Annotated in this window: 16 protein-coding genes; 4 read left to right on the top strand and 12 right to left on the bottom strand. The window is 60.2% G+C overall.

Translation table 11 applies throughout. The features are described from left to right. The first annotated feature begins 86 nt into the window (after positions 1–86). Positions 87–1,403 (top strand): MFS transporter, encoded by a 1,317-nt coding sequence (locus AACY49_RS11570; protein WP_258697420.1) that lies wholly within the window; start codon positions 87–89, stop codon positions 1,401–1,403. Positions 1,404–1,509: 106 nt separating this feature from the next. Here the strand turns inward: AACY49_RS11570 and purT are convergent, their stop codons facing one another. The 5 genes from purT to AACY49_RS11545 form a co-directional block, all read right to left on the bottom strand. Continuing rightward, positions 1,510–2,691 (bottom strand): formate-dependent phosphoribosylglycinamide formyltransferase, encoded by a 1,182-nt coding sequence (gene purT / locus AACY49_RS11565; protein ID WP_258697421.1) that lies wholly within the window; start codon positions 2,689–2,691, stop codon positions 1,510–1,512. Positions 2,692–2,780: 89 nt separating this feature from the next. Next, positions 2,781–3,248: a preQ0 transporter gene (locus AACY49_RS11560; protein WP_339523798.1), complete on the bottom strand. Its 468-nt coding sequence runs from the start codon at positions 3,246–3,248 to the stop codon at positions 2,781–2,783. Between the two features lie 207 nt (positions 3,249–3,455). Further along, positions 3,456–3,665, bottom strand: a complete 210-nt coding sequence (locus AACY49_RS11555; RefSeq protein WP_258697423.1) for a DUF1289 domain-containing protein — start codon at positions 3,663–3,665, stop codon at positions 3,456–3,458. Continuing rightward, entirely contained in the window at positions 3,662–4,186 is a 525-nt protein-coding gene (locus tag AACY49_RS11550; protein ID WP_003221962.1) for a gamma carbonic anhydrase family protein, read from the bottom strand. Before AACY49_RS11550 ends, AACY49_RS11555 begins: the two co-directional genes overlap by 4 nt. A gap of 68 nt (positions 4,187–4,254) precedes the next feature. After that, the gene (locus AACY49_RS11545) at positions 4,255–4,854 is read right to left on the bottom strand and encodes a CoA pyrophosphatase (RefSeq protein ID WP_339523794.1); all 600 of its coding nucleotides are present in this window, start codon (positions 4,852–4,854) and stop codon (positions 4,255–4,257) included. A 146-nt stretch (positions 4,855–5,000) separates the two neighbouring features. Between AACY49_RS11545 and AACY49_RS11540 the strand changes: the two genes are divergently transcribed. Further along, positions 5,001–5,552, top strand: a complete 552-nt coding sequence (locus tag AACY49_RS11540) for an NUDIX hydrolase (RefSeq protein ID WP_258697425.1) — start codon at positions 5,001–5,003, stop codon at positions 5,550–5,552. Between the two features lie 108 nt (positions 5,553–5,660). Further along, positions 5,661–6,164, top strand: coding sequence for a L,D-transpeptidase family protein (locus tag AACY49_RS11535; protein WP_258697426.1), 504 nt, complete (start codon positions 5,661–5,663; stop codon positions 6,162–6,164). 229 nt (positions 6,165–6,393) lie between these two features. Here the strand turns inward: AACY49_RS11535 and AACY49_RS11530 are convergent, their stop codons facing one another. The 3 genes from AACY49_RS11530 to purL form a co-directional block, all read right to left on the bottom strand. Continuing rightward, a complete protein-coding gene (locus AACY49_RS11530; RefSeq protein WP_445262638.1) occupies positions 6,394–6,729 on the bottom strand; it encodes a DUF6124 family protein in 336 nt (111 codons plus the stop codon). 386 nt (positions 6,730–7,115) lie between these two features. Continuing rightward, positions 7,116–7,427, bottom strand: a complete 312-nt coding sequence (locus AACY49_RS11525) for a YqfO family protein (protein WP_339523791.1) — start codon at positions 7,425–7,427, stop codon at positions 7,116–7,118. A 20-nt stretch (positions 7,428–7,447) separates the two neighbouring features. Then, the gene (gene purL / locus AACY49_RS11520) at positions 7,448–11,344 is read right to left on the bottom strand and encodes a phosphoribosylformylglycinamidine synthase (RefSeq protein WP_339523788.1); all 3,897 of its coding nucleotides are present in this window, start codon (positions 11,342–11,344) and stop codon (positions 7,448–7,450) included. Positions 11,345–11,618: 274 nt separating this feature from the next. On the opposite strand from purL, the gene mltF reads away from it, so the two are divergent. Beyond that, entirely contained in the window at positions 11,619–13,079 is a 1,461-nt protein-coding gene (gene mltF, locus AACY49_RS11515) for a membrane-bound lytic murein transglycosylase MltF (protein ID WP_258697429.1), read from the top strand. 128 nt (positions 13,080–13,207) lie between these two features. Here the strand turns inward: mltF and pdxJ are convergent, their stop codons facing one another. The 4 genes from pdxJ to rnc form a co-directional block, all read right to left on the bottom strand. Then, on the bottom strand, positions 13,208–13,954 hold the full coding sequence (gene pdxJ, locus AACY49_RS11510; protein WP_008151581.1) for a pyridoxine 5'-phosphate synthase: 747 nt from the start codon (positions 13,952–13,954) through the stop codon (positions 13,208–13,210). Positions 13,955–14,001: 47 nt separating this feature from the next. Then, positions 14,002–14,691, bottom strand: coding sequence for a DNA repair protein RecO (recO, locus tag AACY49_RS11505; protein WP_339523782.1), 690 nt, complete (start codon positions 14,689–14,691; stop codon positions 14,002–14,004). Between the two features lie 171 nt (positions 14,692–14,862). Further along, the gene (era, locus tag AACY49_RS11500; RefSeq protein WP_150746885.1) at positions 14,863–15,765 is read right to left on the bottom strand and encodes a GTPase Era; all 903 of its coding nucleotides are present in this window, start codon (positions 15,763–15,765) and stop codon (positions 14,863–14,865) included. Next, positions 15,758–16,447: a ribonuclease III gene (gene rnc, locus AACY49_RS11495; RefSeq protein ID WP_007905528.1), complete on the bottom strand. Its 690-nt coding sequence runs from the start codon at positions 16,445–16,447 to the stop codon at positions 15,758–15,760. Before rnc ends, era begins: the two co-directional genes overlap by 8 nt. Positions 16,448–16,539: the final 92 nt, after the last annotated feature.

The raw sequence follows: 16,539 nt of genomic DNA, 5'->3' as shown, positions 1-16,539 counted from the left end.
CCGCACTCTGCGTTAACCCCACATCCCTGGGTATTCGACCATAATAATTCGCTCCACTGGGCCACATGACTGTCAGGGATAACCGCATGACGACCAGCACAACGTTCAGCGACACCACGCCTGCCCAACCGACGAACTCCGCCACCCGCGTGGCCACTGCGAGTTTCATCGGCACTGCCATCGAGTTCTACGACTTCTACGTTTATGCCACTGCCGCGGCGCTGGTGATCGGGCCGGTGTTCTTTCCGCAATCCTCCGGCACCGCCCAAATGCTGTCGGCGTTCCTCACCTTCGGTATCGCCTTCCTTGCACGGCCACTGGGGTCGGCGCTGTTCGGCCACTTCGGTGACCGCATCGGGCGTAAATCGACACTGGTCGCGTCCCTGCTGCTGATGGGCGTATGTACCACGCTGATCGGCGTGTTGCCGGGTTACGACAGCATTGGCGCCTGGGCGCCGATCCTGCTCTGCGTGCTGCGCTTCGGCCAGGGCCTGGGGTTGGGCGGTGAATGGGGCGGCGCCGCATTGCTGGCCACGGAGAACGCGCCCAAAGGCAAGCGCGCCTGGTTCGGCATGTTCCCGCAACTCGGCCCGTCGATCGGGTTTCTGGCGGCCAACGGCCTGTTCCTGACCTTGGCCATGAGTCTGAACGACGAGCAGTTCCGTTCGTGGGGCTGGCGGATTCCGTTCCTGCTCAGTGCCGCGCTGGTGATGGTGGGCTTGTACGTACGCCTCAAGCTCCACGAAACCCCGGTGTTCGCCAACGCCATGGCTCGCCAGGAGCGAGTGAAGGTCCCGCTGGTCGAGCTGTTCAGTCAGTACTGGGCGCCAATGCTGCTGGGGGCCGGCTCGATGGTGGTGTGCTACGCACTGTTCTACATCTCAACGGTGTTTTCGCTGAGTTACGGCGTATCGACACTCGGTTACACCCGCGAAACCTTCCTCGCCCTGCTGTGCTTCGCCGTGCTGTTCATGGCAGCCGCAACACCGCTGTCGGCCTGGGCCAGTGATCGTTTCGGGCGTAAACCGGTGCTGATCATCGGTGGCGTGCTGGCGATTCTGTCCGGATTCTTGATGGAACCGCTGCTGACCCAAGGCTCGACCTGGGGCGTGGCGCTGTTCCTGTGCATCGAACTGTTCCTGATGGGCGTGACGTTTGCGCCGATGGGCGCGCTGCTGCCGGAGCTGTTTCCGACCCACGTGCGCTATACCGGCGCATCGGCGGCCTACAACCTGGGCGGCATTGTCGGAGCCTCGGCGGCGCCGTTCTTTGCGCAGAAACTGGTGGCAATGGGCGGTTTGAGTTATGTCGGCGGGTATGTGTCGGGGGCGGCGGTGCTGAGCTTGATAGCGGTGCTGTGCCTGAAGGAGACGCGTAACAACGATTTGAATCGGGTGGCCTGACAGGCCGCCATCGCGAGTAGGCTCGCTCCCACAGGGGACCACGTTCTGTCAGAAAGAATGCGGTTCAATGTGGGAGCGAGCCTGCTCGCGAATGGCGCGACGCGGTTTAGAGCTCTACAACAACAGCCTGAGAAGCGCGGGTCGCTTTCGCACGAGCCGCTTCAATCGACACATCCCGCGCCAACGCCACCCCCATCCGACGCTGGCCATTGACCTCAGGCTTGCCGAACAGACGCAACGCGGTATCCGGCTCGCTCAACGCAGCACCCAGGTTGGCGAATGCAGTCTGAGTCGACTGCCCTTCCACCAGAATCACTGCCGAAGCCGATGGGCCGAACTGACGGATCAATGGAATCGGCAGGCCCAGGATCGCCCGTGCGTGCAGCGCAAACTGCGACAGGTCCTGGGAAATCAGGGTCACCAGACCGGTGTCATGCGGGCGCGGCGAGACTTCGCTGAACCAGACTTGATCACCCTTGATGAACAACTCGACGCCAAACAGACCACGGCCGCCCAAGGCTTCGGTCACGGCTTTGGCAACGCGCTCGGATTCCGCCAGAGCAACCGGGCTCATGGCTTGTGGCTGCCAGGATTCCTGATAGTCGCCCTTCTCCTGACGGTGACCCACAGGCGCACAGAACGTCGTGCCGCCAACGTGACGCACGGTCAGCAGGGTGATTTCGTAGTCAAAGTCGATGAAACCTTCGATGATCACGCGACCTTTACCGGCGCGGCCACCCTCTTGAGCGTAATCCCAGGCCTTCTGCACGTCATCGACGCTGCGCAGCAGGCTCTGGCCTTTGCCCGAGGAACTCATGACCGGTTTGACCACGCACGGGAAACCCAGGTCTTCGACTGCCTTGCGGTAATCCTCGAAGGTGTCGGCGAAGTGGTACGGCGACGTTGGCAGGTCCAGCTCTTCTGCGGCCAGACGACGAATGCCTTCGCGGTTCATGGTCAGCTGTGCGGCGCGAGCGGTCGGGATCACGGTGAAGCCTTCGGACTCCAGCTCCACCAGGGTCGCGGTGGCGATGGCTTCGATTTCCGGCACGATGAAGTGCGGCTTCTCGGCTTCGATCACCGCACGCAGGGCAGCCCCGTCGAGCATGTTGATCACATGGCTGCGATGGGCGACTTGCATGGCCGGCGCGTTGGCGTAGCGATCCACGGCAATCACTTCAACGCCCAGGCGTTGCAGCTCGATCACCACTTCCTTGCCCAACTCACCACAGCCACACAGCAATACGCGGGTCGCGGTTGGCGACAATGGAGTTCCGATACGGGTCATCTCAGGTCCTCAAGAAGCGGATCATCGAGGGAAGCACGCTTCCCGTGGGGAGAAAGCGCGGCATTTTACATGAACCTGAGGGTTTGGCTTCAGCTGGCGACGGCCTGTTTGCGCAGACGCCAGGCCATGGCCAACCAGACCACAGTGACGCCCGCGAACTTCGAGCCCAGCGCAGTGATGATCACGCCCGGAGTGAACGCATCGATCATGCCGAAGAAGATGAAAGTGTCCAGCGGGATGCTCAGGGCCGAACTTATCCACAGGCGGTCGTGCAACGGACGCCGGGTGATGCTGAACACCAGCCAGTCGATACACTCGGACACCGCAAACCCCGTGGCGCTGGCGAGTGCAATGGACGGATCGGAGGTGACGTAGGACAGCACCAGCGCCACCAGCATCGCCGCGATCGCACCGTGGCCGAAGCGGGTTTGCACCATGTCGCGCAGCACGAACACCAGACCACCCCAGGCCGACCAGATAATGTCCAGGTGCGGGGCGGTGGAAAAGGCGTAATTGATCAGCACGACGCTGCCGATGTAGGCGATCAGGAAGAGCATGGGGCGTGGGATACCTGTCAATTTTGTGCACAGGGTACTCCATCTTCAGCGCACAGATAACCTGTGGCGAGGGAGCTTGCTCCCGCTGGGTTGCGAAGCGGCCCTGAAATCAGCGGACGCGGTGTGTCAGCTAGAACGTCGTCGGTTTAGGGGCTGCTTCGCAGCCCGGCGGGAGCAAGCTCCCTCGCCACAAAAGCACCAAATGACTCAGGATTTGGAGGGCAACATCCAGATCAACCCACTCGATTTGGCCCGCTCATGACACAACCCCAACACCTTGCGCCGCTCTGCGTTGTCCATCCGGCTCCAGCGGGTGATTTCTTCCACCGTGCGTTGACACCCGGTGCAAATGTCATCCTCATCCAGCGCACAAATGCTCACGCATGGCGACGGGACCGGTCGTTCAGTGGTGCTCATTCTTCCTGCTCGACCAGATCGCGGGCATAACGCTGCGAGTTGTGCACATAGTGGGCGGCGCTGGCTTCGAGCATCTTCTTTTGCGGCTCGGTCAACTCGCGCACCACCTTGCCCGGCGAACCCATGACCAGTGAACCATCCGGAATTTCCTTGCCCTCGCCGATCAGCGAATTGGCGCCAATGATGCAGTTCTTGCCGATTTTCGCGCCGTTGAGGATCACCGCGTTGATACCGATCAGGCTGTAATCACCCACCGTACAGCCGTGGAGCATGGCGTTGTGGCCGATGGTCACGCCGGTGCCGATGGTCAGCGGGTAGCCCATGTCGGTGTGCATCACGGTGCCGTCCTGCACGTTGCTGTTCTTGCCGATCAGGATCAGTTCGTTGTCGCCCCGCAACACGGCGTTGAACCAGACGTTGGCGCCCTCTTCCAGTTTGACCTTGCCCACCAGCACGGCATTGGGTGCGACCCAGCTCTGCGGATGGGTGTCGACGCGGGCGTCGCCCAGGCGATATTTCATCTTGTTGTCCTCAGGGCCAGGCAGGCTCACTAGCGAAAAGCAGGATTCAAACCATACGAGCGATGGCTTCAGGTTTTGATAAAACTCTTGGGTGGTTGATGCAGGCTGATTTTCGCGTCATAGAGCAAGTTGATCAACTCAACAATCATGATTGCCGTCAGCCCCCAGATCTTGTACTCGCCATAACGGTAGCTCGGCACGTACCAACTGTGGCCCTGATAGTCGATGCGGTGAGTGTGCTCTCGCGGGTCCTTGCGGAAGAACTCCAGCGGCACGCTGAACACTGCGGCGATCTCTGCATCGTTGGCCAGGTATTCGACGAAATCCGGAATCACGCCGACATAGGGCGTGACCTTGATACCGTGCAGGGAGATCAGTGGGCTCAGCGGGCCGATCACTTCGACCAGCCCCGGTGGCAGGCCGATTTCTTCTTCGGCTTCGCGCAAGGCGGTAAAAATCAGGTCAGGGTCTTCGGGGTCTCGTCGACCGCCGGGGAAGGCAACTTCGCCGCCATGGGTCGAGAGCCCGCTGGCACGAAGGGTCAGGACCAGTTCCGGTTCGTCACTGCGCGTGATAGGCACCAATACCGCGGCTTCGGGGAAACGCAGGTCGGTTTCCAGCGTACGCGGCGTGTAATTGCTTACCCGGTGCAGTAGCTCGTCCAGCATGAGTCTTCTCGATCTGTGCCTTACCCTGCATCATGCACCAATCGCATCGGCCGCCCAAGCCCCGAACAGCCTCATGTCGCGAAACGACAACTTGCCGACCGACACCGCTGCACGCCAAGATAGGCGCAGCATTCAGGAACCCAAGCATGAAATTTTGCAGTCAATGCGGCAACCCGGTGACCCAGCGCATTCCCGAAGGCGATTCGCGCCTGCGTTTTGTCTGCGACAGCTGTCATACCATTCATTACCAGAACCCCAATATCGTGGCCGGTTGCGTGCCGACCTGGGGCTCGAAGGTGTTGCTGTGCCGTCGCGCCATCGAGCCACGGCTCGGTTACTGGACCCTGCCCGCCGGTTTCATGGAAAACGGTGAGACCATCGAACAGGCCGCCATTCGCGAGACCGCCGAAGAAGCTTGTGCCCGGGTACGTAACCTGAGCATCTATACGCTGATCGACGTGCCACACATCAGCCAGGTGCATGTATTCTTTCGCGCCGAGCTGATAGACCTGGATTTTGCCGCCGGCCCCGAGAGCCTGGAAGTGCAACTTTTCGAAGAAGCCGACATTCCTTGGGGCGAACTGGCTTTCCGCACGGTGGGCCGTACTTTAGAATGCTTCTTCGCTGACCGGCGGGCCGAGGTCTACCCCGTGCGGTCCGAATCGATCCCGCCGCTTGTTCAGGCTGTCATCACTTGATTTCAATGTCGGCCTCTTTGCAGGCGCTAAAAGATTGCAGCCTTCGGCAGCTCCTGCAAAAACATCTATAACTAAAATAGTCGCGACACTTCTAGGGATATCGTTTCAATGCGCTGGTTGCTTGCCCTGTTTTGCTTGTCGTTCGTCGCCATCTCCCAGGCTTCCGTTGCGGAAACCCTGGACGGCAAAGTCATCGAAAAAGTTCTGGTTCTCAAGTCCGCCCACCAATTGCAATTGATCAACGACGGCAAGCCGATCAAGACCTATCGCATTTCCCTGGGCAAACGCCCCATCGGCCCAAAACTGATGGAAGGTGATAAACGCACCCCCGAAGGCTTTTACTGGGTGGACTGGCGCAAGATCAGCGACCGTTTCAACCTGGCGATGCACATTTCCTACCCTAATATCAGCGACTCTGCCCGCGCCCGGCGCGACGGTGTCGAGCCTGGCGGCATGATCATGATCCATGGCACTCCGGACACCGAAGAGAACCCTGAAGACCTGTTCCACACGCTGGACTGGACCGACGGCTGCATCGCCATGCGTAACATGGACATGCGCGAAGTCTGGGGCTTGGTGTCTGACGGCACGATGATCGAAATCCGCCCGTAACCCCAAAATTCACAGCATCGTGAAGAGCTTTTGTGGCTAGAGGGCTTGCCTGTGGCAGCTCCTATATAGGTACACAACACTCTGTAGAAGCTGCGATCTTTTCGAGGCAACACACCGCAAAAAGCCCGCTGAAAATCATATCTTCAGCGGGCTTTTTCATGCCCGGTTATCCCTGCGGACACACCTGATCCAGCACCCGATTCACCGACAACTCCGCCAGGGAAATCATCTACTGAATCCCTAATGCCAGATTGCATGTCGGCCCGGTGAGATCGAACGCCAACTCACTGGCCATGACATCCGCCGAGGCCAGGGTTTCACAGGCATGGGCCAGCAGGGTTTCGGAATCGACGTTGGGGGCGATGACGAAAATCGTGCTTGGACGCTGGTTGGCTTTGGCCTTCTTCTCGGAAGGTGGCGCGAGATAGTGATCGAGGGCACGGATTGCGGCGTCGTGGAGTTTTTGGGAATTGAGGCAGGTGTAGGGGGAAACGGAGTCGGTTTCCATGTTTGTTTCCACATCTTCTACGTCTGTTTCCGGGAGATTGGGATTGTCTTTGATCACGCTGGAGCTCCTGAAAAATTGGAGCGACCGACATCACTCATTGATGCGGCGCCTGTAAGCGCCTAACAATTCTTCGGGCTTGCAGTCCCGGTCGCTGAATTGGCAGCGACAGCCAAAGGTTAGAGAGGCCACTTCCGACGGACAACCTGAAAGTTTTGTGGGAAGGTTCTGCTGTTTTGTCTTGGCAATAAACATCACTGACTAACAGACCGTCATCGCGAGCAGGCTCGCTCCCACAGTGGAACGGAGCAAGTCTGCAATAAATTGGTCGGCTAGAAGGCCGCCAAGATCAAAAGATCGAAGATCAGGCACAGCAGTCAAATCCCGGACAACAAAAAACCCGCTGAAATCACTTCAGCGGGTTTCTCATTCAGCAGTCAGAAGAATCAGAAGTCTTCCAACCGCCACACCTCGTATGCCGGTACTTCGTAGGGATGGCTCTCTTTCAGAGCCACCACCACCGCCCGAATCAACTCATCGCTGACCACCAGCTCAACCTTCCATTCCTCAATCTGCTCGACCTGACCAGCCTCGCCAATGAACGGCTGACTGCCATCCAATGGACGAAACTGACCCAAGCCAAACACCTGCCAGGCGCAATGATCATAAGCCCCGATCCGCCCGCCACCGGCGGCGAACACAGCGCTTTTGACCACCTCGACATGACTGGCCGGAACAAAAAAGCATAGCTTGTACATGGCGCTTGGCTCACCTGCTCTTAGTTAACCCAGACGCGAGCGTTACGGAACATACGCATCCAAGGTGCGTCTTCGTTCCAGTCTTCCGAACGCCACGAGTTCTGCACCGCGCGGAACACACGCTCCGGATGCGGCATCATGATGGTCACGCGACCGTCGCGGCTGGTCAAACCGGTGATCCCGCGCGGCGAGCCGTTCGGGTTGGCCGGGTACTTCTCGGTGACCTTGCCGTGGTTGTCGACGAAACGCATTGCCACGCAACCCGACAGATCGGCTTGCAGCAACGCTTCTTCGCTGGCGAATTCGGCATGGCCTTCACCGTGGGCGATGGCGATCGGCATGCGCGAACCGGCCATGCCCTGCAGGAAGATCGAGTTCGACTCCTGGATCTGTACCATGGCCACGCGGGCTTCGAACTGCTCGGAACGGTTACGCACGAAGTGCGGCCAGAACTCGCTGCCCGGGATCAGCTCGTGCAGGTTCGACATCATCTGGCAACCATTGCACACGCCGAGGGTAAAGCTGTCGGTGCGTTCGAAGAAGCCCTGGAAGGCATCGCGAGCGCGGCTATTGAACAGCGCGGATTTGGCCCAGCCTTCACCGGCACCCAGTACGTCGCCGTAGGAGAAACCGCCGCAAGCCACCAGACCTTTGAACTCGTTCAGGTCGACGCGGCCGGCCAGAATGTCGCTCATGTGCACGTCGATCGCGTTGAAACCGGCGCGGTCGAACGCGGCCGCCATTTCCACCTGACCGTTGACGCCCTGCTCACGCAGCACGGCAACCTGTGGGCGGATGCCTTTCTTGATGTAAGGCGCCGCAACGTCCTGGTTGACGTCGTAGCTGAGCTTGACGCTCAGGCCCGGGTTGTCTTCTTCCAGCAGCACGTCGAACTCTTGTTCGGCGCAGTCGGCGTTATCACGCAGACGCTGGATCTGGTAGCTGGTTTCAGCCCACTGACGTTGCAACAGACGGCGTTGACCTTCGAATACGGTATCGCCGTTGAAAGTGATGCTGATCTCGCCGTTGTTCATCGGCTGACCGATCACCGACACGCAATCGCCCAGGCCAGCGGCGCTGAACTGCGCGAGGATGTCCGCGGTGGCGTCCTGGCGAACCTGGATCACAGCGCCCAGCTCTTCGTTGAACAGGATCGCGGCGATGTCGGCGGAGGTTTCTGCCAGACCGTCGAGGTTCAGGCTCAGACCGCAGTGGCCGGCAAACGCCATTTCCACCACGCTGGTCAGCAGACCACCGTCGGAACGGTCGTGGTAAGCCAGCAGGTGACCGTCGGCGTTGAGGCCCTGGATCACGGCGAAGAAGGCTTTCAGGTCTTCGGCGTCATCGACGTCCGGTGCCTGTTTGCCGAGCTTGCCGTGAACCTGAGCGAGGATCGAGGCACCCATGCGGTTCTGACCACGACCGAGGTCGATCAGGATCAGGTCGGTGGTGCCCTTGTCCATGCGCAGTTGCGGGGTCAGGGTCTGACGGATGTCAGCCACTGGCGCGAAACCGGTCACGATCAGCGACATCGGCGAAGTTACCGCCTTATCGACACCTTCGTCGTTCCAGCGGGTGGCCATGGACATGGAATCCTTGCCCACCGGAATGGTAATACCCAGCTCAGGGCACAGCTCCATGCCGACCGCTTTCACGGTGTCGTACAGACGCGCGTCTTCACCCGGGTGACCGGCGGCAGACATCCAGTTCGCCGACAGTTTGATGTCGGAGATCTTGGCGATGCGCGAAGCCGCGATGTTGGTCAGGGTTTCGCCGATGGCCATGCGGCCCGACGCCGGAGCGTCCAGCAGGGCCAGCGGAGTGCGCTCGCCCATCGCCATGGCTTCACCGGTGTAGACGTCGAAGCTGGTCGCAGTGACGGCAACGTCGGCCACCGGAACCTGCCAAGGGCCGACCATCTGATCACGGGCCACGAGGCCGGTGATGGTACGGTCGCCGATGGTGATCAGGAAGCTCTTGCTGGCCACGGCCGGGTGATGCAGGACGCGCTCGACGCAGTTGGCGATGTCGAGGGTCGACGGATCGAAATCGTCGCCTAGCTCGTTTTCACGAACCACCGAACGGTGCATGCGCGGGGCTTTACCCAGCAGCACTTCCAGCGGCATGTCCACCGGGCTGTTGCCGAAGTGGCTGTCGGTCACGGTCAGTTGCGGCTCGGCAGTGGCTTCGCCGACCACGGCAAACGGGCAACGCTCACGTTCGCAGATCGCCTGGAAGCGTTCGAAGTCCGCAGGCCCCACCGCCAGAACGTAGCGCTCCTGGGATTCGTTACTCCAGATTTCGTGCGGGGCCATGCCCGGCTCGTCGTTTGGAATGTTGCGCAGTTCGAAACGGCCACCACGGTCGCCATCGTTGACCAGTTCCGGGAAGGCGTTGGACAGACCGCCCGCGCCGACGTCGTGGATGAAGCTGATCGGGTTGTGCTCACCCAACTGCCAGCAACGGTCGATGACTTCCTGGCAGCGGCGTTCCATTTCCGGGTTTTCACGTTGTACGGAAGCGAAGTCCAGGTCCGCCGAGCTGGTGCCGGTGGCCATGGAAGAGGCAGCACCGCCGCCCAGACCGATCAGCATCGCCGGGCCGCCGAGCACGATCAGCTTGGAGCCCACGACGATTTCGCCTTTCTGGACGTGTTCTTCACGGATGTTGCCCATACCGCCGGCCAGCATGATCGGCTTGTGGTAACCGCGAACTTCGTCGCCATGAGGCGTGGTAATCGACTGTTCGAACGTACGGAAGTAGCCGGTCAGCGCCGGACGACCGAATTCATTGTTGAATGCAGCGCCGCCCAACGGACCTTCGATCATGATGTCCAGCGCGGTAACGATGCGCTCGGGTTTGCCGTACGGCACTTCCCACGGCTGTTCGAAGCCCGGGATCTGCAGGTTCGACACGGTGAAACCGGTCAGGCCAGCCTTTGGCTTGGCGCCGCGTCCGGTGGCGCCTTCGTCGCGAATCTCGCCACCGGAACCGGTGGATGCGCCCGGGAACGGGGCAATCGCGGTCGGGTGGTTGTGAGTTTCAACTTTCATCAGGATGTGCACCGGCTCCTGCACCGCGCCGTACTGGCGGGTTTCAGGGTCCGGGAAGAAACGGCCGGCGACGGAGCCGACGATGACCGAGGCGTTGTCCTTATAAGCCGACAAAACACCTTCGCTGTGCATCTGGTAGGTGTTCTTGATCATGCCAAACAGGCTTTTTTCCTGGCTCTGACCGTCGATGTCCCAACTGGCGTTGAAGATCTTGTGACGGCAATGCTCGGAGTTGGCCTGGGCGAACATCATCAGTTCGATGTCGTGCGGGTTGCGCTTCAAACCAACGAAGGCGTTGACCAGGTAGTCGATTTCGTCTTCGGCCAGGGCCAGGCCCAGCTCGGTGTTGGCTTTTTCCAGCGCGGCGCGGCCGCCGCCCAGCACGTCGATCGCGGTCAGCGGTTTTGGCTCGGCGTGGCTGAACAGGCCGGCGGCTTGTTCAAGGTTGTCCAATACGATCTGGGTCATGCGGTCATGCAAGGCGCCTGCGATCAGCTGCGCTTCGGCATCGCTGAACTGGCCGGCGACGTAGAACGCGATACCGCGCTCCAGGCGCTGGATCTTGGTCAGGCCGCAGTTGCGAGCGATGTCGCTGGCTTTACTGGACCACGGCGAGATGGTGCCGAAACGCGGCAACACCAGGAACAGACGACCGGTGGGCTCTTGTACCGGAACGCTAGGACCGTACTTCAGAAGGCGCGCGAGCACCTGCTGTTCGTCGCCGGTCAGGACGCCGGCAACTTCGGCGAAGTGAGCGAATTCAGCATACAAGCCGCTGACAGCTGGAACCTTCTGGCTCAGTTGCTCAAGGAGTTTGCTGTGGCGAAAGGCAGAAAGGGCAGGAGCGCCGCGCAGGATCAACATCTTCGGGACAGCCTCGGGAAGGGGTGTGCTTTGAGGCCGTGCATTCTAGCCTAAACCGCCCGCGACATCACCCGAAACGGTACACGCGGCTGTACCCGAACGTCGGGCCGGGTATTCGGGCCTTGAGCAGGGGCGCGCCGAGGGTTATTTTTTCAGCCACAAAATGCGGTCCGGGGCCATTCCTGTGGGCTCCAAGCGGGTTTTAGACTCTCTAGCAGACAAGCCCTTCGCTGTCGATATATGGCGCTCGTGGTCCTTTGCGTATACTGCGCAAATGTTTTCCCCAACGGCTTTGCGTCCGCGGTACGCCAAATGGCTGATCGCAACCGGACTCTTCCTGATGCTCAGTGGCTGTGTTGATAAACCCAACACGCTGGAGCGCGTAAAGGAGGATGGCGTGCTGCGGGTGGTTACCCGTAACAGTCCCGCCACCTACTTTCAGGATCGCAACGGTGAAACCGGCTTCGAATACGAGCTGGTGAAGCGCTTCGCCGACGATCTGGGGGTCGAACTCAAGATCGAAACCGCCGACAACCTCGACGACCTGTTCAATCAGGTGGGCAAGCCGAATGGCCCGGTGCTGGCGGCTGCCGGCCTGGTCAGCAGCGAGGAACGCAAAAAACAGGTGCGGTTTTCCCACTCCTATCTCGAGGTCACTCCGCAGATCATCTATCGCAACGGCCAATCGCGGCCGACAGACGAGAAGGATCTGGTGGGCAAGAAGATCATGGTGCTCAAGGGCAGCACCCACGCCGAGCAATTGGCGGAGCTGAAAAAGAAACTTCCCGGTATCGAATACGAAGAGTCCGACGCGGTTGAAGTCGTCGACCTGTTGCGGATGGTGGACGAAGGTCAGATCGATCTGACCCTGGTCGATTCAAATGAAGTCGCGATGAACCAGGTCTACTTCCCCAACATACAAGTGGCCTTCGACCTCGGTGATGCCAGCAACCAGAGCTGGGCGGTGGCCGCTGGCGACGACAACAGCTTGCTCAACGAGATCAATGCCTACCTCGACAAGGTGAAGAAAAACGGCACCTTGCAACGTCTCAAAGACCGCTATTACGGGCACGTCGACGTACTGGGCTACATGGGCGCCACCACCTTCGCCCAACACTTGCAGCAACGCTTGCCTAAATACGAACAGCATTTCAAGGCGTACGCCAAGAAAGAGAAAGTCGACTGGCGCCTGCTGGCGGCGATCGGTTATCAGGAGTCGCTGTGGCAAGCGGCCGTCACGTCGAAGACCGGCGTGCGCGGCCTGATGATGCTGACCCAGAACACGGCGCAGGCCATGGGCGTCTCCAACCGACTGGACCCTAAACAAAGCATCATGGGTGGCGCCAAGTACCTCGCCTACATGAAGGATCAGTTGGATGAGTCGATCCAGGAGCCAGATCGCACATGGTTTGCACTGGCGGCCTACAACGTCGGCAGCGGTCATCTGGATGACGCGCGCAAACTGGCGGCCAAGGAAGGACTGAACCCGGACAAGTGGCTGGACGTGAAGAAGATCCTGCCGCGTCTGTCCGAGAAAAAGTGGTTCAGCAAAACCCGTTATGGCTACGCCCGTGGCGGCGAGCCGGTGCATTTCGTGGCGAACATCCGTCGCTACTACGACATCCTGACGTGGGTCACGCAGCCGCAGCTTGAAGGCAATCAGGTCGCTGAAGGCAACCTGCACGTGCCGGGGGTCGACAAGACCAAGCCAAGCCAGGAAACCCCGCCGCTTTAAGTCTTTGCTGCCTTCAAAGACGCCATCGCGGGCAAGCCACGCTCCCACAGGTCCGCGTCGAATATTCAACTGTCGTTCAACTCGGACCTGTGGGAGCGTGGCTTGCCCGCGAAGGCAGCGCCGCCGATCTAGCCTTTCAACGCAGCCGCCAGAATCAGCGCCTTCATTTCCGATACAGCCGACTTGAACCCGACGAACAACGCATGGGCCACCAACGCATGGCCGATGTTCAGTTCGTTGATGCCTTTGATCGCCGCAACCGCTTCGACGTTGTGATAGTGCAGACCGTGGCCCGCGTTGACGATGAGGCCCTGGGCCAGACCGAATGCCACGCCATCCGCCACGCGCTTGAGCTCTTCGGCGACGTCGGTTGGCGTCTCGGCGTCCGCATAACGCCCGGTGTGCAATTCAATGGCCGGCGCCCCGACACGGCGGGATGCTTCGATCTGCCGCTCGTCAGCGTCGATGAACAGCGACACTTCACAGCCGATCTTCGCCAGGCGATCCACCGCCGCCTTGATCCGCGCCTCCTGCCCCGCCACATCCAGACCGCCTTCAGTGGTCAGCTCCTGACGGGTTTCCGGGACCAGGCAAATGTGTGCCGGGCGGATGCGCTCGGCGAACGCCATCATTTCTTCGGTGACGCCCATTTCGAAGTTCATGCGGGTTTGCAGCACGTCCTTGAGCAGCAGCACATCGCGCTCCTGGATGTGCCGACGGTCTTCGCGCAGGTGCACGGTGATACCGTCAGCGCCCGCCTCTTCCGCGTCCAGCGCTGCCTTGACCGGATCCGGGTAGCGAGTACCCCGGGCCTGACGCAGGGTGGCAACGTGGTCGATGTTCACGCCAAGAAGAATGCGATTGCTGGTGGTCACGGAAGCGCTCCTGAGTTTAAAGATTCGGTGCACAGCATACGGGGAGACTACGGCTTTCGAAACAACTCGCGACTGACTAGAGGACGACCACCCAGATGAACGGCCAATGCCTGACGCATCAAACGCTTGGCGGCGGACAGCGCACCGGGCGCGGACCAGTCGGCGTCAGCCATGGCCAACAGTTCGGCGCCATTGAACAGGCCCGGCTGCAACAGATAGACCCGCTCCAGGCCTGCATCCACTTGCAACCGATAGAGGCCGTCCGGTGCGATGGGGTCGCCGTGGATGTCGGCGTTCAGGGCAAAGCCATAACCGAGGTCGTCGAGCAAACGCCATTCGAAGGAGCGCAGCAACGGCTCCAGCGGACGGCCTTCGGCCAGAGCGAGCAAGGTCGCGGCGTAGTGATCGAAGACGGCGGGATGCGGGTCTTCGGCGGGCAGCAGGCGAATCAGCAATTCGTTGAGATAGAGCCCGCTGAACAGCGCCTCGCCGTTGAGCCAGGTGGAAACACCGGCGCTTTCCATGCGGCCGACATTTTTCAGTTCACCCCGCCCCCGAAACTCGACTTCCAGCGGCACGAACGGCCGCGCCAACGTCCCGGCCTTGCCCCGCGCACTGCGTAGCACCGCCCGCAGCCGACCTTGCGGCGTAAGGAAATCCACCAACGCACTGCTTTCGCGGTAGGCGCGGGAGTGGAGCACGTAGGCGGGTTGGGCGATTGGCGCGGTGGTCGACATGGAAATCGCAGTTCTCAATGAAAGAGCGCAGTTCTACAAACAACCAAAACCAATGTGGGAGCGGGCTTGCCCGCGATGGCGGACTTACATTCAACATCTCTGCTGAATGTTACATCCTCATCGCGGGCAAGCCCGCTCCCACAAGGTTCTACGGTGCAGCGCAGACCGGGTTTACAGGTCGCCGTAACCCAGCGAACGCAGGGCGCGCTCGTCATCGGACCAGCCGCCTTTCACTTTGACCCAGAGGTTGAGCATGATCTTGGAGTCGAACAGCAGCTCCATGTCCTTGCGCGCCTCGGTGCCGATGCGCTTGATGCGCTCGCCCTTGTCACCAATGATGATTTTCTTCTGGCCGTCACGCTCGACAAGGATCAAGGCATGAATGTGCAGGGTTTTGCCTTGCTGCTTGAACTCTTCGATTTCCACGGTGATCTGGTACGGCAGCTCGGCGCCCAACTGGCGCATGATTTTCTCGCGCACCAGTTCTGCGGCGAGGAAGCGGCTGCTGCGGTCGGTGATCTGGTCTTCCGGGAAGAAGTGATCGTTTTCCGGCAGGTGCTCGGCGATCACTCGCTCCAGCGTGTCGAGGTTGTGCCCGTGCTGGGCCGAGATCGGCATGATTTGCGCGTTCGGCAACTGTTCCTGCAACCAGGTCAGGTGCGGCATCAGCTCGGATTTGTCTTCGATGCGGTCGGTCTTGTTCAGCGCCACGATCAGCGGGCCGGTCACATACTGGACGCGCTCGAGGACCATCTGGTCTTCGTCGGTCCACTTGGTGCGGTCAACCACGAAGATCACTACATCGACGTCTTTCAACGCCGCCGAAGCGGTCTTGTTCATGTAACGGTTCAGGGCCTTTTCGCCGCCCTTGTGCATGCCCGGTGTGTCGACGTAAATCGCTTGAACGGCGCCTTCGGTCTTGATGCCGAGCATGTTGTGACGGGTGGTCTGAGGCTTGCGCGAGGTGATCGCCAGTTTCTGACCCAGAATGTGGTTCAGCAGCGTGGACTTGCCCACGTTGGGACGGCCGACGATGGCAACATAGCCACAGCGAGTTGCGGTTGAATCAGTCATTGCCATTCTCCACACCCAGGGCAATCAGTGCTGCGGCGGCCGCTACCTGTTCGGCAATACGACGACTCACACCCTGACCTCGGCTTTTTTCATTCAGTAAGATGATTTCACATTCGACGAAGAACGTCCGGCAATGTGGTTCACCCTGGATATCCACCACTTCGTAACGCGGCAGCTCACAACCACGGGACTGCAGGAATTCCTGCAGGCGGGTTTTCGGATCTTTGTTGGTGTCGACCAGCGTCAGGCCTTCGAACTCTCCGGCCAGCCAGGCCAGCACGCGCTCGCGCGCCATGTCCATGCCGGCGTCCAGGTAGATCGCACCGATCAGCGCCTCGAGGGCATCAGCCAGAATCGACTCACGACGGAAACCACCGCTTTTTAATTCGCCGGAGCCCAGGCGCAGGTATTCGCCCAGGTCGAAACCACGGGCCAGTACGGCCAGGGTCTCACCTTTCACCAGGCGTGCGCGCAAACGCGACAACTGGCCTTCGCGGGCCAGCGGGAAGCGATCGAACAGCGCCTCGCCAGCGACGAAATTGAGGATGGCATCACCGAGGAATTCCAGGCGTTCGTTGTTGCGCCCGGCAAAGCTGCGGTGAGTCAGGGCCAGGACCATCAGCTCCTGATCCTTGAAGGTGTAGCCGAGCTGACGCTCTAGACGGCTTAAGGAGACGCTCACGGTTTACCCACGCTGAGTTCGTGGTTGGATTCCACCGCCTGGGCTTTGATGCGGCGCAGGCTTGGGACAATTAACGCTGTGTTCAAAAATAA

It is taken from the genome of Pseudomonas sp. EL_65y_Pfl2_R96 (genome assembly GCF_963970905.1).
GTDB lineage: Bacteria > Pseudomonadota > Gammaproteobacteria > Pseudomonadales > Pseudomonadaceae > Aquipseudomonas.
This window is presented reverse-complemented; position numbering and strand designations above follow the sequence as displayed.

Excerpts from the sequence above, each read along its gene's own strand:
- AACY49_RS11545 (WP_339523794.1), bottom strand. The coding sequence starts at position 4,854 with ATGCTGGACGAGCTACTGCACCGGGTAAGCAATTACACGCCGCGTACG.
- AACY49_RS11540 (WP_258697425.1), top strand. The coding sequence starts at position 5,001 with ATGAAATTTTGCAGTCAATGCGGCAACCCGGTGACCCAGCGCATTCCC.
- purT (WP_258697421.1), bottom strand. The coding sequence starts at position 2,691 with ATGACCCGTATCGGAACTCCATTGTCGCCAACCGCGACCCGCGTATTG.
- AACY49_RS11525 (WP_339523791.1), bottom strand. The coding sequence starts at position 7,427 with ATGTACAAGCTATGCTTTTTTGTTCCGGCCAGTCATGTCGAGGTGGTC.
- AACY49_RS11550 (WP_003221962.1), bottom strand. The coding sequence starts at position 4,186 with ATGAAATATCGCCTGGGCGACGCCCGCGTCGACACCCATCCGCAGAGC.
- AACY49_RS11535 (WP_258697426.1), top strand. The coding sequence starts at position 5,661 with ATGCGCTGGTTGCTTGCCCTGTTTTGCTTGTCGTTCGTCGCCATCTCC.
- AACY49_RS11560 (WP_339523798.1), bottom strand. The coding sequence starts at position 3,248 with ATGCTCTTCCTGATCGCCTACATCGGCAGCGTCGTGCTGATCAATTAC.
- AACY49_RS11555 (WP_258697423.1), bottom strand. The coding sequence starts at position 3,665 with ATGAGCACCACTGAACGACCGGTCCCGTCGCCATGCGTGAGCATTTGT.
- mltF (WP_258697429.1), top strand. The coding sequence starts at position 11,619 with ATGTTTTCCCCAACGGCTTTGCGTCCGCGGTACGCCAAATGGCTGATC.
- purL (WP_339523788.1), bottom strand. The coding sequence starts at position 11,344 with ATGTTGATCCTGCGCGGCGCTCCTGCCCTTTCTGCCTTTCGCCACAGC.
- era (WP_150746885.1), bottom strand. The coding sequence starts at position 15,765 with ATGACTGATTCAACCGCAACTCGCTGTGGCTATGTTGCCATCGTCGGC.
- recO (WP_339523782.1), bottom strand. The coding sequence starts at position 14,691 with ATGTCGACCACCGCGCCAATCGCCCAACCCGCCTACGTGCTCCACTCC.
- AACY49_RS11570 (WP_258697420.1), top strand. The coding sequence starts at position 87 with ATGACGACCAGCACAACGTTCAGCGACACCACGCCTGCCCAACCGACG.